A 15,671-nucleotide genomic window follows, 5' to 3' on the forward strand; every position below is an offset into this window, starting at 1 on the left:
CGCCGCTGCACCGAACAGCCCTGTCCACCCCGGAGCCGCCATGCACTTCGATCTCGCCGACCTGCGCCTGTTTATCCATATCGCCGAATCACCCAGCCTGACCCAGGGTGCCAAGCGCGCCTTCCTCTCGCCGGCGGCTGCGAGTGCGCGCATCAAGGCCCTGGAAGGCCAGTTGGAAACACGTCTGTTGTACCGTGACAGCCGCGGTGTGGAGATCACCCCGGCAGGCGAGCGGCTGCTGCACCATGCGCGGCTGATCATGCGCCAGGTGGACTACCTGAAAAGTGAGTTCACCCAATACGGCGTCGACTCTGCCGGACATATCCGCATCTTCGCCAACACCACGGCGGTCACTGAGTTTCTTCCCGAAGTGTTGGCCGGTTTCCTCTCCCAGCGGCCCGGTGTCACTGTCGACCTGCAGGAGCGCCTGTCCCGCGATATCGTGCGCGGCGTGCTCGATGGCACCAGCGACATGGGCATCATCGCCGGTCCCGTGGAAGCCGCGGGCCTGCAGGTGCTGCACTTCAGCACCGATAAACTGGTATTGATGGTGCCCGTGGGCCACCCCTTGGCGGACCAACCCTCGGTGACGCTGGAACAGACCCTCGCCTACCAGCACATCGGCCTGCACGAAGGCAGCACCTTGCTGAGCTTCCTGCGCGAGCACGTCGAGCGGGTCGGCAAGCAGTTGTCGCTGCGCATCCAAATGTCGAGTTTCGAGGCGATCTGCCGGATGGTCGAGGCGGGCGTGGGCATTGGCATCATCCCGGAATCCGCCGCCGTGCGGCACAGCCGGACCATGCAGTTGGTGGCGGTGAAACTGAATGAGCCATGGGCGATTCGCGAGCGCAGTATCCTGGTGCGCGAACTGGAAGCGCTGCCGGGGACCATTCGTGCCCTGATCGCGACCTTGATGCCGCAAAGCGCCTAGACTCCAGAGTCACCTTGCCAGAGGAGACTGCCCATGCAACTCGAAGGTTCCTGCCATTGCGGCGCTGTGACGTTCAGCCTGACCAGCGCCCACCCCTACCCTTACCAACGCTGCTATTGCTCGATTTGCCGCAAGACCCAGGGTGGCGGCGGTTACGCGATCAACCTCGCGGGCGACAGCAACAGCCTGAAAGTGCGCGGGCGCAAGCTGATCTCGATCTACCACGCCAGGCTCAAGCCCGAAGGCGCCAGCCGCGCCCATGCCAGCAGCGCCGAGCGGCATTTCTGTTCACAATGCGGCAGCGCGCTATGGCTGTTCAGCCCGCAATGGCCGGAGTTGATCCATCCGTTTGCCTCGGCCATCGACACACCGTTGCCGGTGCCGCCGCAGCACACGCACCTGATGCTCGGTTCCAAGGCGCCCTGGGTCGAAGTCAGCGTGCGCAAGGGCGACCTGCAGTTCGATGAATACCCGCAGGAATCGATCGCGCAGTGGCATGAGCGGTTGGGGTTGGTGCGTTAACAGTCTTTGACAGTTTTCCGACAAAGCTTGCAAAGATTGTCGGACAGCCCTTCCCTAGCATTCGAGCATCCAAACAGCCATCTGGGTGCTCTTCATGTTTCGCACATTGCGCGGTATTCCGCTGCTGGGCTGCCTGCTCGGCAGTATCGGTTGCCATGGCCAACCGCCTGCCCCGCCGCCGATCCCCAAGGGCGACTACAACGCGATCATTCGCTATCTACAAACCCGCATTCCGTGGGAGATGGCCCGGGAGCAGGTGCCCGGGCTGTCCATCGCCCTGGTCAATGGCCAGGAGTTGATCTGGGCCAGTGGTTTCGGCGTGGCCGACAAGGCCCGGGGCGTACCGGTGACGCCGAATACGGCGTTTCGCGCCGGCGCGATCTCCAAGCTCCTCACCGCCGCCGCCGCGCTGCAGCTGGTGGAACAACAGCAACTGGCGCTTGACGCACCGATCCAGCAAACCTTGCGCGAGTTCTATGTGCGCTCGCGCTTCCATGACGAGCAGGCCGACGCCGACCGCGCCATCACCCTGCGCCGCTTGCTCAGTCATCAGTCGGGCTTGCCCAGCGAACACCTGCGCGGCCTGCGCAACACCTTCGCCATGGGCCAGATGCCAATGCGTATGTCGGGCGTGTGGCTGAGCACCCCGCCGGGTTCGCAGGTGGCCTACTCGAATCTCGGCTATGCGCTGGTGGGCGCGGCTATCGAACGCAGTAGCGGCAAGGCATTCGAGACCCAGTTGCAAAACAGCCTGTTCAAACCGTTGAAGATGAACCAATCGAGTTTTGTCGGCGTCGGCGCACACGTGGCCCACCGCGCGCTCGGCTATCAGGACGGCAGCGCCAGCACCGACGCCCAGGTGCGCGACCTCGCCGCCAGCGGCTTGTGGACCAGCCCCAAGGACCTCAGCCGCTACGTACAGATGCTGTTCGCCCAAGGCCTCTACAACGACACCCGCGTAATGGACCGCGCCTCCATCGAGCAGATGTTTACCCAACAAAATATCGGCAACGTGCTGGACTTCGACTGCCAGATGGGCCTGGGCTGGTTTCTCTCGCCCTGTGGCGACAAGCCGGTCAGCCCCGGCATACGCACGTTCCAGCACAGCGGCGGGGGCGACGATTTTGCCGCGCAGGTGACAGTGCTGCCGGACCAGCAGTTGGCAGTGATCATCATGGCCAACGACAGCAACGCCGAAGACATGGTGGTCGCGCTGAGCTCCGACACCCTGCGCCTGATGCTCCAGGCGCAAACCGGCGCGCCGGTATGCGCCGACGACTGCCAGGCGCCCAAGCACGGGGGCAAGTTGCGCCAGGTGCCCGCCGCCATCGACCGTAAGCGCCTGGCCGGCTTCTACGCCACGGCCTGGGGCGTATTCAGGATCAGGGATACCCCTACGCGATTGTCCGGCGAGTTGGCCGGATACACCTTCGAACTGCTGCGCGATGAAGACGGCTGGTTGCGCGCGCAGCAAAAAGTCCTGGGGTTCTGGCTCAAGGATCTCGGCGGGTTGGGCCGCGTGCAACTGGACGTGGTGACGGTGCAAGGCCGGCAGATACTCACCGCGCGCAGTCACGGCCAGCGGGTGGCCGTGGGCGAACGCATCGACCCACCGTCCCTGCCACTGGCCTGGGCCGACACCGTCGGCACCTATCAAGTGCTCAGCACCCACGAACCCGACGCGCCACTCAGCGGCATCAGCGTGCGCCTGGAAGAAGGCTTCCTGGTGATTCGCGGCCAACTGCACGACAAGCCGCTGACCGATTACATCCTGCTGCCCGTGGACAACGCCCATGCCGTGCTTGCCGGCAACGGCTATGGCCTGGGCGACACCGTCAGCCGCCAGGTCAACGGCCTCAGTGCCTCGGGCTACGCCTTCAAACGCACGCACGCGCCCCGTAAACCCTTGATTTTATAACCACGGATGAACCTCCTTATGCGCTCGAAACACCTTTGCCTGTCCATCACCTCAGTGTGCCTGTTGGCAGGCGCCGACACGGTGCTGGCACAGGACTGGGCATACAGCTTGAAAGCCGGCGTAGCCAGCATGCCCCGGTATAGCGGCAGCGATGAACGCAGGACCGAACCGCTGCTCGGCGGCGCCATCGTCAGCCCCTGGGGGATTTTCCTCGACTCCGACAAGGGCCTGGGCTGGCGTTATAAAGACGATGCCCTGAGCTTCAGCGCATACGTCGGCGCGAGCGCCTCACGCATGGACAAAAACGAACGCCTGCGCGCCGGCTCGAAACGGCTCAAGGGCATGGGCGAAATCAAATCACGCACACAATTGGGCGTGAGTGCCAGCTATAACTTGGGCGGCGTGATTGTCGGCGCCACCTTGGAACATGCACTCAAGGAAGATGATCACAAAGACAGCGGCAAGGCATTTACCCATCTGGAACTGAGCGTTGGCACCAACCTGTATGACGGGCGCTATGGCGTGATCGACGCCAGCCTCAGCAGCCACTTTGGAGACCGTGACTACCTGCAGACCTGGTACGGCGTGACCACCGGCCAGGCGGCACAGAGCCGCTTCAAGGCCTACAACGCGGACGGGGGCAATATCAGCAACGGCATGAGCCTGACATGGAGCGTGCCGATCAGTGAGCACACCCAGTTCTCGACCTTGCTGGATGTGCAGTACCTGGCGAATGAAGCGGGCAACAGCCCGATCGTGGAGCGGCGGTTGCAGACATCGGTGATGGGTTCGCTGAAGTACAGCTTCTGATCCGACAACCCGATTGAAACGACGGAAGGAGCCAACCGTGGCGAGGGCGCTTGCTGCGGTTGACTGCACAGCGGTCTCCGGTTTTTTAACCATTACCCCCAAAAAGCCTTATTCGGTATACGCCCAACTCATCCGAAACGACGCCCCGCCCCACTCCGAATCGAATACCTGGACCTGCCCGCCATGCCATTGGCAAACCCGCTGCACCAGCGCCAGGCCGAGGCCGAAGCCGCCGGTGCGGCGGTCGCGGCTGGCGTCGAGGCGGATGAACGGCTGGAAGATCTTCGCCCGGCCTTCCTCGGGGATGCCGGGGCCGTCATCGCACACCCGCACTTCATAACCACTGCCGAACTTGACCAGCGACACTTCCACGCGGCGCTCGGCGTAACGAATGGCGTTGCGCAGCAGGTTGATCACCGCACGTGCCATGAAGCGCGGTTCAATTTGGATAACGTCGACTTCACAGGTACGCAAGGACAACTGCACGCCTTCCGCCTCGGCCTCCAGGGCCACGCTGCCGATCACACTGTCGAGCCAGCTGTGGGCCTCGATATTTTCCTGCGTGACCTGGGTGGCGCCGCGCTCCAGGCTGGCGTAGGTCAACAACTCAGAGACCATTTCCTCCAACTCGCCAAGATCGGCGTACATGTCGGTGATCAGTGCAAGGCACTGCCGGGGATCGGCCTGTTGTTTGAGCTGGTCGAGTTCGAACGACAAGCGTGCGATGGGCGTGCGCAGTTCGTGGGAGACCGCGTTGGTCAACTCACGCTGGTTGGCGATCAGGCTCTCGATGCGTTCGGCCATCTGGTTGAAGTGCCCGGCCAATTCGCGCACGGTGGAGCGACGCGGCAACAGAATGCGCGAGCCGAGGTCGTTATCGCCGAAACGCTGGGCGGCCAGGCGGATATGTTCCAGGTCGCGCCAATGCGGGCGTACCCAAAAATACAGCACGATAGCCAGGCACAGCCCGAGAAGAACATAGGCCCAGAGGTATATCTTGGGTTCTTGCGGCAGTTTGATTTCCAGCAACTGCGCGCCACCGTCGATAGGAGTGATGAACTCGCTAAAGTCACCACGCACCAACAGCGAGCCGTCGGTCAGGAGTTTTTGTTCACGCTCGGTCAGCGCCAGAGCGTCCTTTTCAATCAGCTTCAGGTGCAGCCCATAATGGCGTTGCAACTCAGCCAAGCGGGCTTGCCGCGCTTCGCCGAGCAGCGGCCGCAGTTGTTCGACCAGACCATAGGCGGGGCCGCGCAGGATCTCGCGGCTATACGTTTCGTTAGCGTCGGGCAGCAACTCGTCGAACGTGTAGTTGACCAGCCAGATCGCTCCCGCCAGGCCCAGGGCCAGAATCACATACAAGCGTAGAAACAGGCGCAGCATCTAGACCTCCCACGCAAACGGATTGAACAGATAGCCCTTGCCCCAGATGGTCTTGATGCACACCGGTTCACGGGGGTTATCGTTGAGCTTGCCGCGCAGTTTGCTGATGTACACGTCGACGCTGCGGTTCAGGCCATCAAAGGCGATGCCGCGCATGCGGTTGAGGATGTCATCGCGCGAGAGGATCTTGCCGGCGCTGCTGGCCAGCAACCACAACAGTTCGAACTCCATGGTGGTGAGGTCGATCTTCTCGCCGCCCAGGCTGACCACCCGGCAACTGCGATCAATGACCAGGCGCCCGAACTCGATGGCGCCGCGCACCGTCGGCTCTGGCGCCTGGCGCCGTTGCAACGCTCGCAGGCGGGCCAGCAGCACCGGCGGTTTGATCGGTTTGATCACATAGTCGTCGGCGCCGGACTCCAGGCCGAGAATGTGGTCCAGGTCGTCTTCCTTGGCGGTGAGGATCACGATCGGCGTGTCGGACACCGCGCGAATCGCGCGACACACATGCAAGCCGCTCTGGCCCGGCAGCATCAGGTCGAGCACGACAATCTTGGGCTTGAAGTCAAGAAAGGCCGCCAAGGCCGCATCGCCGCGATGCACCGCCCGTACCTCAAAACCGTGCTGTGCCAGAAAGTGCGCGATCAGCCCTGCCAGCTTCTCATCGTCCTCAACGAGCAATACCTTGCCCAGCCCCAGGTTTTCCATAAGTTCTCAGTGCACAACGCGGATTGAAGTGCGCGCATTATAGGTGGCAAGTTGCCCGCCAGCAGCGCTTGACCGGCTACGCGCTATGAAGCTTCATGCTTTTAAGAGTTTTTAACAAATAGCCTGCAATTTTTAACGCCGTCACCGAACGTTGTATGCGCAGCCGTCGCCTCAGGCTGGCACGCCACTGTGAAAGCGGAACTCGACGTCGGGGGACTCGATCAGCTCCTGCTCGGCCGCCCTCACCCGCTCGATCACCTGGGCAATATCCTTGGCCTCGCCATACTGATAAGCCAGTTTCAAGTAACCCTGGTAGTGCCGCGCCTCGCTTTTGAGCAGGCCGAAGTAGAACTTGCCGAGTTCTTCGTCCAGATGTGGCACCAGCGCCTCGAAACGCTCGCAACTGCGCGCCTCGATAAAGGCGCCGACCACCAGGGTGTCCACCAGTTTGACCGGCTCGTGGCTGCGCACCACCTTGCGCAAGCCCGAGGCATAACGCCCGGCGTGCAACTGACGCAGCGCGACCTTGCGCTTCTTCATCAGGCGCATGACCTGTTCGTGATGGACCAGCTCTTCCCGGGCCAGGCGCGACATCATATTGATCAAGTCAACATGGCTGTGATACTTAGCGATCAGGCTCAAGGCAGTGCTGGCGGCCTTGAATTCGCAGTTCTTGTGGTCGATCAGCAGGGTTTCCTGATCGGCCAACGCGGCCTGGACCCAGGCGTCAGGGGTGGGGCAACCGAGGAATTCGTGGATTTCGGGCAGGTTCATCGGGCTCACGGGCAAAGGATCACAAAAGGTCGCCGATTATACCGACCGCGCCGCAGACCACCAGCCACTGGCCTTGATGTGCATCAACATGACGTCTGGCGGGCAGCAACTATAGTTGTTCAACGCCCCCTTTCTGGAGAGTCCCGACCATGCAAGCCATCCGCAGCATCCTGGTGGTCCTTGAGCCCGAGCATTCGGAAAGCCTGGCCCTCAAACGCGCCAAACTGATCGCCGGGACTACCGGCGCGCGCCTGCACCTGCTGGTGTGCGACAAGAAACATGAGCATTCGGCGCTGTTGAGCCTGCTCAAGTCCGGCCTGACCGAAGACGGCTACAGCGTCACCACCGAACAGGCGTGGAATACCAGCCTGCATGAAACCATCATCGAGGTGCAGCAGGCCGAAGGCTGTGGCCTGGTGATCAAGCAGCACTACCCCGACAGCCCGCTGAAAAAGGCGCTGCTGACCCCGGCCGACTGGAAGCTGTTGCGCTACTGCCCGGCGCCGGTGCTGCTGGTCAAGACAGCAACGCCATGGAACGACGGCGTCATTCTCGCCGCCATCGATGTAGGCAATACCGACACCGAGCATCGCGCACTGCACCACATGATCATCGACTACGGCTTCGACATCGCCAGCCTGGCCAAGGCGTCACTGCATGTCATCAGCGCCCATCCATCGCCAATGCTCTCGGCCGGCGACCCGGTGTTTCAGCTCAAGGAAACCATCGAGGCGCGTTATCGCGAGCAGTGCAAGGCATTCCAGGCCACGTTCGATATCGACGACGCCCACCTGCATATCGAAGAAGGCCCGGCGGATGTGCTGATTCCCCATGCCGCCTACACCTTGAAAGCGGCCGTGACGATCATCGGCACCGTGGCGCGCACCGGGCTGACCGGCGCGCTGATCGGCAATACGGCGGAAGTGGTGCTCGATGCGCTGGAAAGCGATGTGCTGGTGCTCAAGCCCGAGGCACTGACGGATCAACTGGAAAAGCTGGCCAACAAAGCCTGATCGTCAGGCGCCCAACACATCCTTGAGAAACCCCGGCGCAATATAGCGCTGGTAGTGCGCCTCGGACAGGATGAAAAACTCACGGTCGATGGCATCGCGCAGCTGCGGCAGGTTCCACTCGCGGAACTCCGGCAGCAGCACCATGCCATAGGCCTCCAGGTTGGAAATCACCCGTGCCCCGCGGGCGATCAACTGGTAGGCCCAGCAGTACTCGGACTGGTGCGGCACAAAGCGGATCTTGCGTTGCTCCAGCTGGCTGCGCAGGGTCTTGGGGTCGAAAACCTCCAGCTTGCCGGCCATGACCTGCACCAACAATTGCTCGAGCCGCAGCCACACCGCACGTTTTTCTTCTTCGTTATAGCCGTTCCACTGGATTACTTCGTGGTGGAAACGCTTGCAGCCGCGACACACGAGGTCACCGTAAACCGTGGAGCACAGGCCTACGCAGGGGGTCTTGATGGCTTGGTTGGACATGGGCGGCAACACGCAAATCAGCGAAACAGGGCGCCATGTTAGCCCTTTGTCTAAGGTTGATCACCCAGCAAACTTGGCTTGGCAACTTACGTTTAGATTTTTTTTGCCGTAGAATCATCCGGCCTTATAAGGCGCCAATAATCCGCTGGAAGCTGTTTTCAAAGCGTCACGAGCACAGTCGTTCCTTCAGAACGGTGTTGGCGATGGTCAATGACCCGGCAGGTCAAGCCAGCGCCAACCCTCATCAGCTCCGTTCTGCAGGCGTAAAACTTTGAAAGCAGCTTCTGTGAGGAATGTCGGCAGCGCTGGCTTTGCGGCCCAAAAAGCCCCCGAGCGCATGCGTGCCGTTCATTTCTGGATGAGCGTCCCGTGGGACCACTGATGAGGGTAATAACTGTGCTTGAAGCCTACCGCAAACATATCGAAGAGCGTGCAGCCCTGGGTATTGTTCCCCAGCCGCTTAATGCCGAACAAACCGCAGGCCTGGTCGAGCTGCTGAAAAATCCCCCGGCTGGCGAAGAAGAATTCCTCGTTGACCTGATCACCAACCGCATTCCACCAGGCGTTGACGAAGCTGCCTACGTCAAAGCCGGTTTCCTGTCTGCCCTGGCCAAGGGCGAAGCCACTTCTCCCCTGATCGACAAGAAACGCGCCGTTGAACTGCTTGGCACCATGCAAGGCGGCTACAACATCGTGACCCTGGTCGAGCTGCTCGACAACGCCGAACTGGCGCCTGTTGCCGCCGCTCAACTCAAGCACACCCTGCTGATGTTCGATGCGTTCCACGACGTGGCTGAAAAAGCCAAGGCCGGCAACGCACACGCCAAGGCCGTGATCCAGTCCTGGGCCGACGGCGAGTGGTTCAAGAACCGTCCGACCCTGGCCGACAAGATCAGCCTGCGCGTGTTCAAGGTCTCCGGCGAAACCAACACCGACGACCTGTCGCCTGCGCCGGACGCCTGGTCCCGCCCTGACATCCCGCTGCACGCCCTGGCCATGCTGAAAATGGCTCGCGACGGCATCGTGCCGGACGAGCAAGGCAAGACCGGCCCGATGAAGCAGATCGAAGAAATGCGCGGCCAAGGCTTCCCGATCGCCTACGTCGGTGACGTGGTCGGTACCGGTTCGTCGCGTAAATCGGCAACCAACTCCGTACTGTGGTTCTTCGGCGACGACGTTCCTTACGTGCCGAACAAGCGTGCTGGCGGTTTCTGCTTCGGCAGCAAGATCGCTCCGATCTTCTACAACACCATGGAAGATGCTGGCGCACTGCCGATCGAATTCGACGTCACCAACATGAACATGGGCGACGTGATCGACCTGTACCCGCATGCTGGCAAAGTCTGCAAGCACGGTACCGATGAAGTCCTGACCACCTTCGAAATGAAGACCCCGGTGCTGTTGGACGAAGTCCGTGCCGGCGGCCGTATCCCGCTGATCATCGGCCGTGGCCTGACCGAGAAGGCGCGTGCCGAACTGGGTCTGCCACCGTCCGACCTGTTCAAGAAGCCGGAAGCTCCGGCCGAAAGCACCAAGGGTTTCACCCTGGCGCAGAAGATGGTCGGCAAGGCATGCGGCGTGACTGGCGTTCGTCCAGGCACCTACTGCGAGCCTAAGATGACCACCGTGGGTTCCCAGGACACCACCGGTCCTATGACCCGTGACGAACTGAAAGACCTGGCGTGCCTGGGCTTCTCGACCGATCTGGTGATGCAGTCGTTCTGCCACACCGCGGCGTATCCTAAGCCGATCGACGTGACCACCCACCACACCCTGCCTGACTTCATCATGACCCGTGGCGGCGTGTCGCTGCGCCCAGGCGACGGCATCATCCACAGCTGGCTGAACCGCATGCTGCTGCCGGACACCGTCGGTACCGGTGGTGACTCCCACACCCGTTTCCCGATGGGCATTTCGTTCCCGGCCGGTTCCGGCCTGGTAGCGTTCGCCGCAGCCACTGGCGTGATGCCACTGGACATGCCGGAATCGATCCTGGTGCGCTTCAAAGGCAAAATGCAACCTGGCATCACCCTGCGTGACCTGGTTCATGCCATTCCTTACTACGCGATCCAGGCTGGCCTGCTGACCGTAGAGAAGAAAGGCAAGAAGAACGCCTTCTCCGGCCGCATCCTGGAAATCGAAGGCCTGGACAACCTGAGCATCGAACAAGCTTTCGAGCTGTCCGACGCCTCGGCTGAACGTTCGGCTGCCGGTTGCACCATCAAGCTGTCGAAAGAGTCGATCACCGAGTACCTGAACTCCAACATCACCCTGCTGCGCTGGATGATCGGCGAAGGCTACGGCGATGCACGTACCCTGGAACGTCGCGCCCAAGCGATGGAAGCCTGGGTTGCCAACCCGGAGCTGATGGTGGCCGATGCCGACGCGGAATACGCCGAAATCATCGAGATCGACCTGGCCGACATCAAGGAGCCTGTGCTCTGCGCGCCAAACGACCCGGACGACGCCCGTCTGCTGTCCAGCGTTGCTGGCGAGAAGATCGACGAAGTGTTCATCGGTTCGTGCATGACCAACATCGGTCACTTCCGCGCTGCCGGTAAACTGCTGGATCAGGTCAAGGGTCAGCTGCCAACCCGTCTGTGGCTGTCGCCGCCGACCAAGATGGACGCTCACCAACTGACCGAAGAAGGCTACTACGGCATCTACGGCAAGGCTGGCGCGCGCATGGAAATGCCGGGCTGCTCGCTGTGCATGGGTAACCAGGCACGTGTAGAACCGAATTCGACCGTCGTGTCGACTTCGACCCGTAACTTCCCGAACCGTCTGGGCGATGGCGCCAACGTCTACCTGGCTTCGGCCGAGCTGGCGTCGGTGGCTTCGATCCTGGGTCGCCTGCCGACCGTCGAGGAGTACATGGAATACGCCGCGAAGATCAACACCATGGCCAGCGATGTGTATCGCTACCTGAGTTTCGATCAGATCGCCGAGTTCCGTGAAAGCGCTGCAAACGCCAACATCCCGGTGCTGCAAGCCTAAGGGTGTGTTGATGTAAAGGACGCCGCGTATCGCAAGATACGCGGCGTTTTTTTATGCCTGGGGATGGCTGTGCAACGCCAGTTGCACCGCACCATCGACGCTCAAGCCGCTGAGCAACACCTCGGGCGCCTGGGCCTCGGGCAGCGCCTGCAAGACTTCATGGGCGTCATGGCGCACCCGCGCCAGCACCAGTTGCTTGCCCTCCCCGCGCACCTGGGCAAAAAAAGCGGCCAGCGCTTCGACGCTGGTGCCGTCGAGGTCGGGGGATTCTTCCAGGCTCAACACCACCGTCTGCGCGGATGACTGACGCATCAGGCGCAGGGCGGCGCCGAGGATGCGCTCGGCATTCGCAAAAAACAGCGCCTCGCTTGGCCGTATGATCAACACGCCGGGAACGGTCAGCGCATCGGCATGGTGTTGACGGTCCACGAAATCATGAGTGTCGCCCAGGCGCCCAAGCACCTGGATATCCGCCGCCGACATCTGGCGCAACATCAACACCACGCTGATCCCGACCGACAACAACAAGCCATCCAGCACGCCGAGCACCAGCACCGCCGCCACCGCACACACCACCAGCAAACGGTCGCGTCGCCAGAGGAAGTAACGCCCCAGGGGCTGCAGGCTCAAACCCCGGCCCAGGGCATAGATGACCACCGCCGCCAACACCGGCTCCGGCGTGAGCGCAACATACGGCAGCACCGTCAACACAATCACCAGGATCACCAGCGCCGCGACGATCCCCGCCAAACGCGAATAGGCGCCAGCCGCCTCATTCGCCGAAGTCGCCGAATACCCGGCGCCCGTCGGCATGCCGTGGAACAACCCAGACACCAGGTTGGCCGCGCCCAGCGCCAGCAAGTCGCGGTTGGACGACACCCGGTCGCCGTGCTTGAGAGCGAACGAACTGATGGACCCGTAGGACTCAGCGTACAAAATCATGACCAACGCAAACGCCAACTCGCCCAGGCGCAGCCAATCGGCAAACGGCAGTACCGGCAAATGCCCCAGCTCCAGGCGCAGGTCGATCAGGCCGATCAGCGCGACGCCGTGGGCCTGCAGGTTCAGGCCCTGGCCGGCAATAACGCCGAGCACGATCACCACCAGCCCGCCGGGCAGGCGCGGAACGCGGGCGCATAACCACAACACCAACAAGGCCACCGCAGCCACCAGCGCGGCGGGCCAGTTCCAGTGCGGCAGCTGCTCCAGCAACTGCGGCAGGAAGCGGATCAGGTTGTTATCGGTCAGGTGGACGCCCACCACACTGGCCAGTTGCTTGAGGATGATGGTCAGCGCCAGGCCGAAGGCAAACCCACGCAACACCGGCTTGGCAATAAACGAAGTGACGCCACCGAGCTTGAACAGCCCGGCCAGCAGAAAAAACACGCCAATGATCAGCACCAGCCCGAAGGCCAGGGACAGCCTCAGCGCCGGGTCATCCCCCGCCAGGCTGGCCGTTGCCGCCGCCAACACCGCTGCCGACGACGAAGTCGCCGAGACGATCGCGAAACGGCTGGTGCCGAACAGGCCGTAGCACACCAGCCCGGCAAACAAGGCAATCACACCGGCCTGGGGCGGGAGCGCGGCAATGCTGGAATAGGCCACCGCCTCCGGCAACAGCAAACCGGCAATCGATAAGCCGGCAATTATGTCCTGGGTTCGCTTCGACGCAGCAACAACGGGCGTATCGGTTTCAGTTTTCAATCGGCCCCATCCATCCTGGCTAAAAATGTGTTCCAGCTTAGCGCCCATTGCCGCGCGGCGGTTGCGCCGCGTCAGGTTTTCCGAGCGAAAAAAAGGCCGACTCGCCACGCGTGCGAATCGGCCCTGTTCGGTGCAGCGTGCGGTCAGGAGAGCAGCGAGTAAATCAGCGCAGTAATCGCCACCAGGCCGACCGCCGTGACAAACACGTTGGACGCCTGCCCGCGGTACTTAGCCATCGCCGGCACCTTGCGGATCGCGTACATCGGCATCAGGAACAGGATCGACGCAATGATCGGCCCGCCCAATGTCTCGATCATGCGAAGGATGCTCGGATTGAGCGTGGCGACGATCCAGCACACCACCAACATGAAGGCGGCGGTCATGCGGTCCAGGGTCTTCGGTGCCGGACGCCGGCCGGTTTTCGCGACCAGGCCCTTGAGGCCTTCACTGGCGCCGATGTAATGGCCCAGGAACGACTTGGCAATCGCCACGAACGCAATCAGCGGCGCGGCGAAGGCGATGGTCCGGTTGTCGAAGTGGTTGGCCAGGTACGACAGGATCGACAGGTTCTGTGCTTTCGCTTCAGCCAGTTGCGCCGGCGACAGGGTCAGCACGCAACTGAACACGAAGAACAGCACCATCGCCACCATCAACAGGTGCGCGCGCGACAGGATCTGCGAACTGCGCTCATCGGCATGCGCGCCGTACTGGCGCTTCTGGTCCACCGCAAAGGCCGAGATGATCGGCGAATGGTTGAACGAGAACACCATCACCGGAATCGCCAGCCACAAGGTGTTGAGCAACGCCGAAGGTGCCGGCACCACGTTGGCGGTGCTGAGGATGCCACCGTTCCAGTGCGGGATCAGGTACACCGCCAGGAACAGCAAGGCGACGATGAACGGGTACACCATCAGGCTCATGGCCTTGACGATCGCCTGCTCACCGCAACGCACCACGGCCAGCAGGCCGAGGATCAGCACAAACGCGAGGATCGCCCGTGGCGGCGGCATGATGTGCAACTGGTGCTCCATGAAGCTGCCGACGGTATTGGTCAGCGCCACGCTGTAGATCAGCAGGATCGGGAAAATCGCCAGGAAGTACAGCAAGGTGATCAGCGCGCCGGCCTTGACGCCGAAATGCTCTTCGACCACGTCGGTGATGTCGGAACCTTCACGGCCGGACAGCACGAAACGCGTCAGGCCACGGTGGGCAAAGAACGTCATCGGGAAGGCCAGCAGCGCCAGGATCACCAGCGGCCAGAAGCCGCCGAGGCCAGCGTTGATAGGTAGAAACAAAGTGCCGGCACCAATCGCCGTGCCAAACAAGCCAAGCATCCAGGTGGTGTCCTGACGACTCCAGCTTGTAAGGATTACAGGTGTCGTGACATAGCGTTCGTCGACGCTATTGGCCTGATCATTCATCCGGTCGGATCTCCGCATTTCCACAGCCGGCACGAGTCAGAAAAACCTGACAGGCAGCGCCCCGGCTATAACAGGGGCGCGATTGTCCGGGATTCTTTTAAATAAGCAAAGGCTTAGCTGAGGAATGGTTAAGCGGTGCAGAGGCTCAAGGACGAGGTTGTCGGCTATTTTTTGCGCGTTTGGCGTGAAGAGCCCCCTGGGTAGTCGCGTGTCAGACGAGTCCCTTGTGGATGCCCGAAACATCGTCACGCCTTATAAGAAGTTGCCTGCGACGCTTGACAGCCAAACTTATGCCCCAGCATGATCGGTCATGAACCTTTTTCAGCAGCACCTCACCCGCACCACCACCACGACCGCTTCTGGCGGGTCGTGCGGTTGCTGTGGGTGCTTGAACTAGACACCTCACGGATTCAACCCAAGGCCCCGCCAGCAATGGACGGGGCCTTTTTTATTGCGCCGCCATCCGGCACGCGAAAGGAGCAACACCATGGCTGACGCCCTGCTGATCATCGATATGCAAACCGGCCTGTACGCTGGCCCGGAGCACCCCTTCGAACGCGAACGGGTGCTGCAGACCATCAACCAACTGATCAGGCGCGCGCGCCACGCCGGCGCACCGATCTTCGTCGCCCGCCACACGGGCCCGGCGGGTTCCGCGATTGCCGCAGGCAGCCCGTATTGGCAGGTGTGGCATGAGCTGGATGTCGATGAGGCGCGTGACCAGTTCTTCAATAAAACCCGGCCCAGTTGTTTCCTCGGCACCGATCTGGCGCAGCGACTGCGCGCGATGCAGCTCAATGAGTTGGTGATTGTCGGGATGAAAACCCAGTTCTGCATCGATACCACTTGCCGCGTCGCAGTCGAACTGGGGTTCTCGGTGATACTGCCCGAAGACGGCCACACCTGCATGGACACTGCGACGCTGTCGGCGGCGGCGATCATCGAACATCACAATGCCACGTTGGCCGGGGCGTTTGTGCAACGCGTGAGCGCCGCCGCGATCAGTTTCTGACAAC

General features: G+C 61.8%; 13 protein-coding genes. 7 read left to right on the top strand and 6 right to left on the bottom strand.

Annotated features, from left to right (window positions below; translation table 11 throughout):
* Positions 1–40 precede the first annotated feature (40 nt).
* The 4 genes from LQ249_RS17035 (at position 41) to LQ249_RS17050 (ending at position 4,181) form a co-directional block, all read left to right on the top strand.
* Positions 41–931 (top strand): LysR family transcriptional regulator, encoded by an 891-nt coding sequence (locus tag LQ249_RS17035; RefSeq protein ID WP_017846460.1) that lies wholly within the window; start codon positions 41–43, stop codon positions 929–931.
* A gap of 33 nt (positions 932–964) precedes the next feature.
* Positions 965–1,453 carry a GFA family protein gene (locus tag LQ249_RS17040; protein WP_057004643.1) on the top strand — a complete coding sequence of 163 codons (489 nt, stop codon included), beginning with the start codon at positions 965–967 and terminating at the stop codon, positions 1,451–1,453.
* A gap of 94 nt (positions 1,454–1,547) precedes the next feature.
* Complete coding sequence (locus LQ249_RS17045; RefSeq protein WP_108524245.1) at positions 1,548–3,371, top strand: serine hydrolase domain-containing protein; 1,824 nt, start codon at positions 1,548–1,550, stop codon at positions 3,369–3,371.
* Between the two features lie 18 nt (positions 3,372–3,389).
* A complete protein-coding gene (locus LQ249_RS17050; RefSeq protein WP_079444011.1) occupies positions 3,390–4,181 on the top strand; it encodes a MipA/OmpV family protein in 792 nt (263 codons plus the stop codon).
* 108 nt (positions 4,182–4,289) lie between these two features.
* Here LQ249_RS17050 and LQ249_RS17055 read toward each other — a convergent pair whose 3' ends face one another.
* From LQ249_RS17055 to LQ249_RS17065, 3 genes are all read right to left on the bottom strand, one after another.
* The gene (locus LQ249_RS17055) at positions 4,290–5,564 is read right to left on the bottom strand and encodes an ATP-binding protein (protein ID WP_057004646.1); all 1,275 of its coding nucleotides are present in this window, start codon (positions 5,562–5,564) and stop codon (positions 4,290–4,292) included.
* Positions 5,565–6,272: a winged helix-turn-helix domain-containing protein gene (locus LQ249_RS17060; RefSeq protein ID WP_017846464.1), complete on the bottom strand. Its 708-nt coding sequence runs from the start codon at positions 6,270–6,272 to the stop codon at positions 5,565–5,567.
* Between the two features lie 171 nt (positions 6,273–6,443).
* Positions 6,444–7,046, bottom strand: a complete 603-nt coding sequence (locus LQ249_RS17065; RefSeq protein WP_017846465.1) for a tRNA-(ms[2]io[6]A)-hydroxylase — start codon at positions 7,044–7,046, stop codon at positions 6,444–6,446.
* A gap of 149 nt (positions 7,047–7,195) precedes the next feature.
* On the opposite strand from LQ249_RS17065, the gene LQ249_RS17070 reads away from it, so the two are divergent.
* Positions 7,196–8,059: a universal stress protein gene (locus tag LQ249_RS17070; RefSeq protein WP_046383646.1), complete on the top strand. Its 864-nt coding sequence runs from the start codon at positions 7,196–7,198 to the stop codon at positions 8,057–8,059.
* A gap of 3 nt (positions 8,060–8,062) precedes the next feature.
* On the opposite strand, the gene LQ249_RS17075 is transcribed toward LQ249_RS17070, so the two are convergent.
* Positions 8,063–8,533 (bottom strand): DUF1289 domain-containing protein, encoded by a 471-nt coding sequence (locus tag LQ249_RS17075; protein WP_017846467.1) that lies wholly within the window; start codon positions 8,531–8,533, stop codon positions 8,063–8,065.
* Positions 8,534–8,929: 396 nt separating this feature from the next.
* Between LQ249_RS17075 and acnB the strand changes: the two genes are divergently transcribed.
* Positions 8,930–11,530, top strand: a complete 2,601-nt coding sequence (gene acnB / locus LQ249_RS17080; protein WP_017846468.1) for a bifunctional aconitate hydratase 2/2-methylisocitrate dehydratase — start codon at positions 8,930–8,932, stop codon at positions 11,528–11,530.
* Positions 11,531–11,581: 51 nt separating this feature from the next.
* Here the strand turns inward: acnB and LQ249_RS17085 are convergent, their stop codons facing one another.
* Both LQ249_RS17085 and LQ249_RS17090 read right to left on the bottom strand, forming a co-directional pair.
* A complete protein-coding gene (locus tag LQ249_RS17085; protein ID WP_232565705.1) occupies positions 11,582–13,234 on the bottom strand; it encodes a SulP family inorganic anion transporter in 1,653 nt (550 codons plus the stop codon).
* A 143-nt stretch (positions 13,235–13,377) separates the two neighbouring features.
* Positions 13,378–14,655: a serine/threonine transporter gene (locus LQ249_RS17090; protein ID WP_057004649.1), complete on the bottom strand. Its 1,278-nt coding sequence runs from the start codon at positions 14,653–14,655 to the stop codon at positions 13,378–13,380.
* A 487-nt stretch (positions 14,656–15,142) separates the two neighbouring features.
* On the opposite strand from LQ249_RS17090, the gene LQ249_RS17095 reads away from it, so the two are divergent.
* Positions 15,143–15,667: a cysteine hydrolase family protein gene (locus LQ249_RS17095; protein ID WP_057004650.1), complete on the top strand. Its 525-nt coding sequence runs from the start codon at positions 15,143–15,145 to the stop codon at positions 15,665–15,667.
* Positions 15,668–15,671 lie beyond the last annotated feature (4 nt).

The organism is Pseudomonas sp. 7-41 (assembly GCF_021233075.1).
Taxonomy (GTDB): domain Bacteria; phylum Pseudomonadota; class Gammaproteobacteria; order Pseudomonadales; family Pseudomonadaceae; genus Aquipseudomonas; species Aquipseudomonas veronii.

Bases quoted from the DNA above. Each gene is read 5' to 3' on its own strand.
- LQ249_RS17050 (WP_079444011.1), top strand. From the start codon at position 3,390: ATGCGCTCGAAACACCTTTGCCTGTCCATCACCTCAGTGTGCCTGTTG.
- LQ249_RS17045 (WP_108524245.1), top strand. From the start codon at position 1,548: ATGTTTCGCACATTGCGCGGTATTCCGCTGCTGGGCTGCCTGCTCGGC.
- LQ249_RS17070 (WP_046383646.1), top strand. From the start codon at position 7,196: ATGCAAGCCATCCGCAGCATCCTGGTGGTCCTTGAGCCCGAGCATTCG.
- LQ249_RS17095 (WP_057004650.1), top strand. From the start codon at position 15,143: ATGGCTGACGCCCTGCTGATCATCGATATGCAAACCGGCCTGTACGCT.
- LQ249_RS17035 (WP_017846460.1), top strand. From the start codon at position 41: ATGCACTTCGATCTCGCCGACCTGCGCCTGTTTATCCATATCGCCGAA.
- LQ249_RS17060 (WP_017846464.1), bottom strand. From the start codon at position 6,272: ATGGAAAACCTGGGGCTGGGCAAGGTATTGCTCGTTGAGGACGATGAG.
- LQ249_RS17055 (WP_057004646.1), bottom strand. From the start codon at position 5,564: ATGCTGCGCCTGTTTCTACGCTTGTATGTGATTCTGGCCCTGGGCCTG.
- LQ249_RS17065 (WP_017846465.1), bottom strand. From the start codon at position 7,046: ATGAACCTGCCCGAAATCCACGAATTCCTCGGTTGCCCCACCCCTGAC.
- LQ249_RS17090 (WP_057004649.1), bottom strand. From the start codon at position 14,655: ATGAATGATCAGGCCAATAGCGTCGACGAACGCTATGTCACGACACCT.
- LQ249_RS17075 (WP_017846467.1), bottom strand. From the start codon at position 8,533: ATGTCCAACCAAGCCATCAAGACCCCCTGCGTAGGCCTGTGCTCCACG.
- LQ249_RS17040 (WP_057004643.1), top strand. From the start codon at position 965: ATGCAACTCGAAGGTTCCTGCCATTGCGGCGCTGTGACGTTCAGCCTG.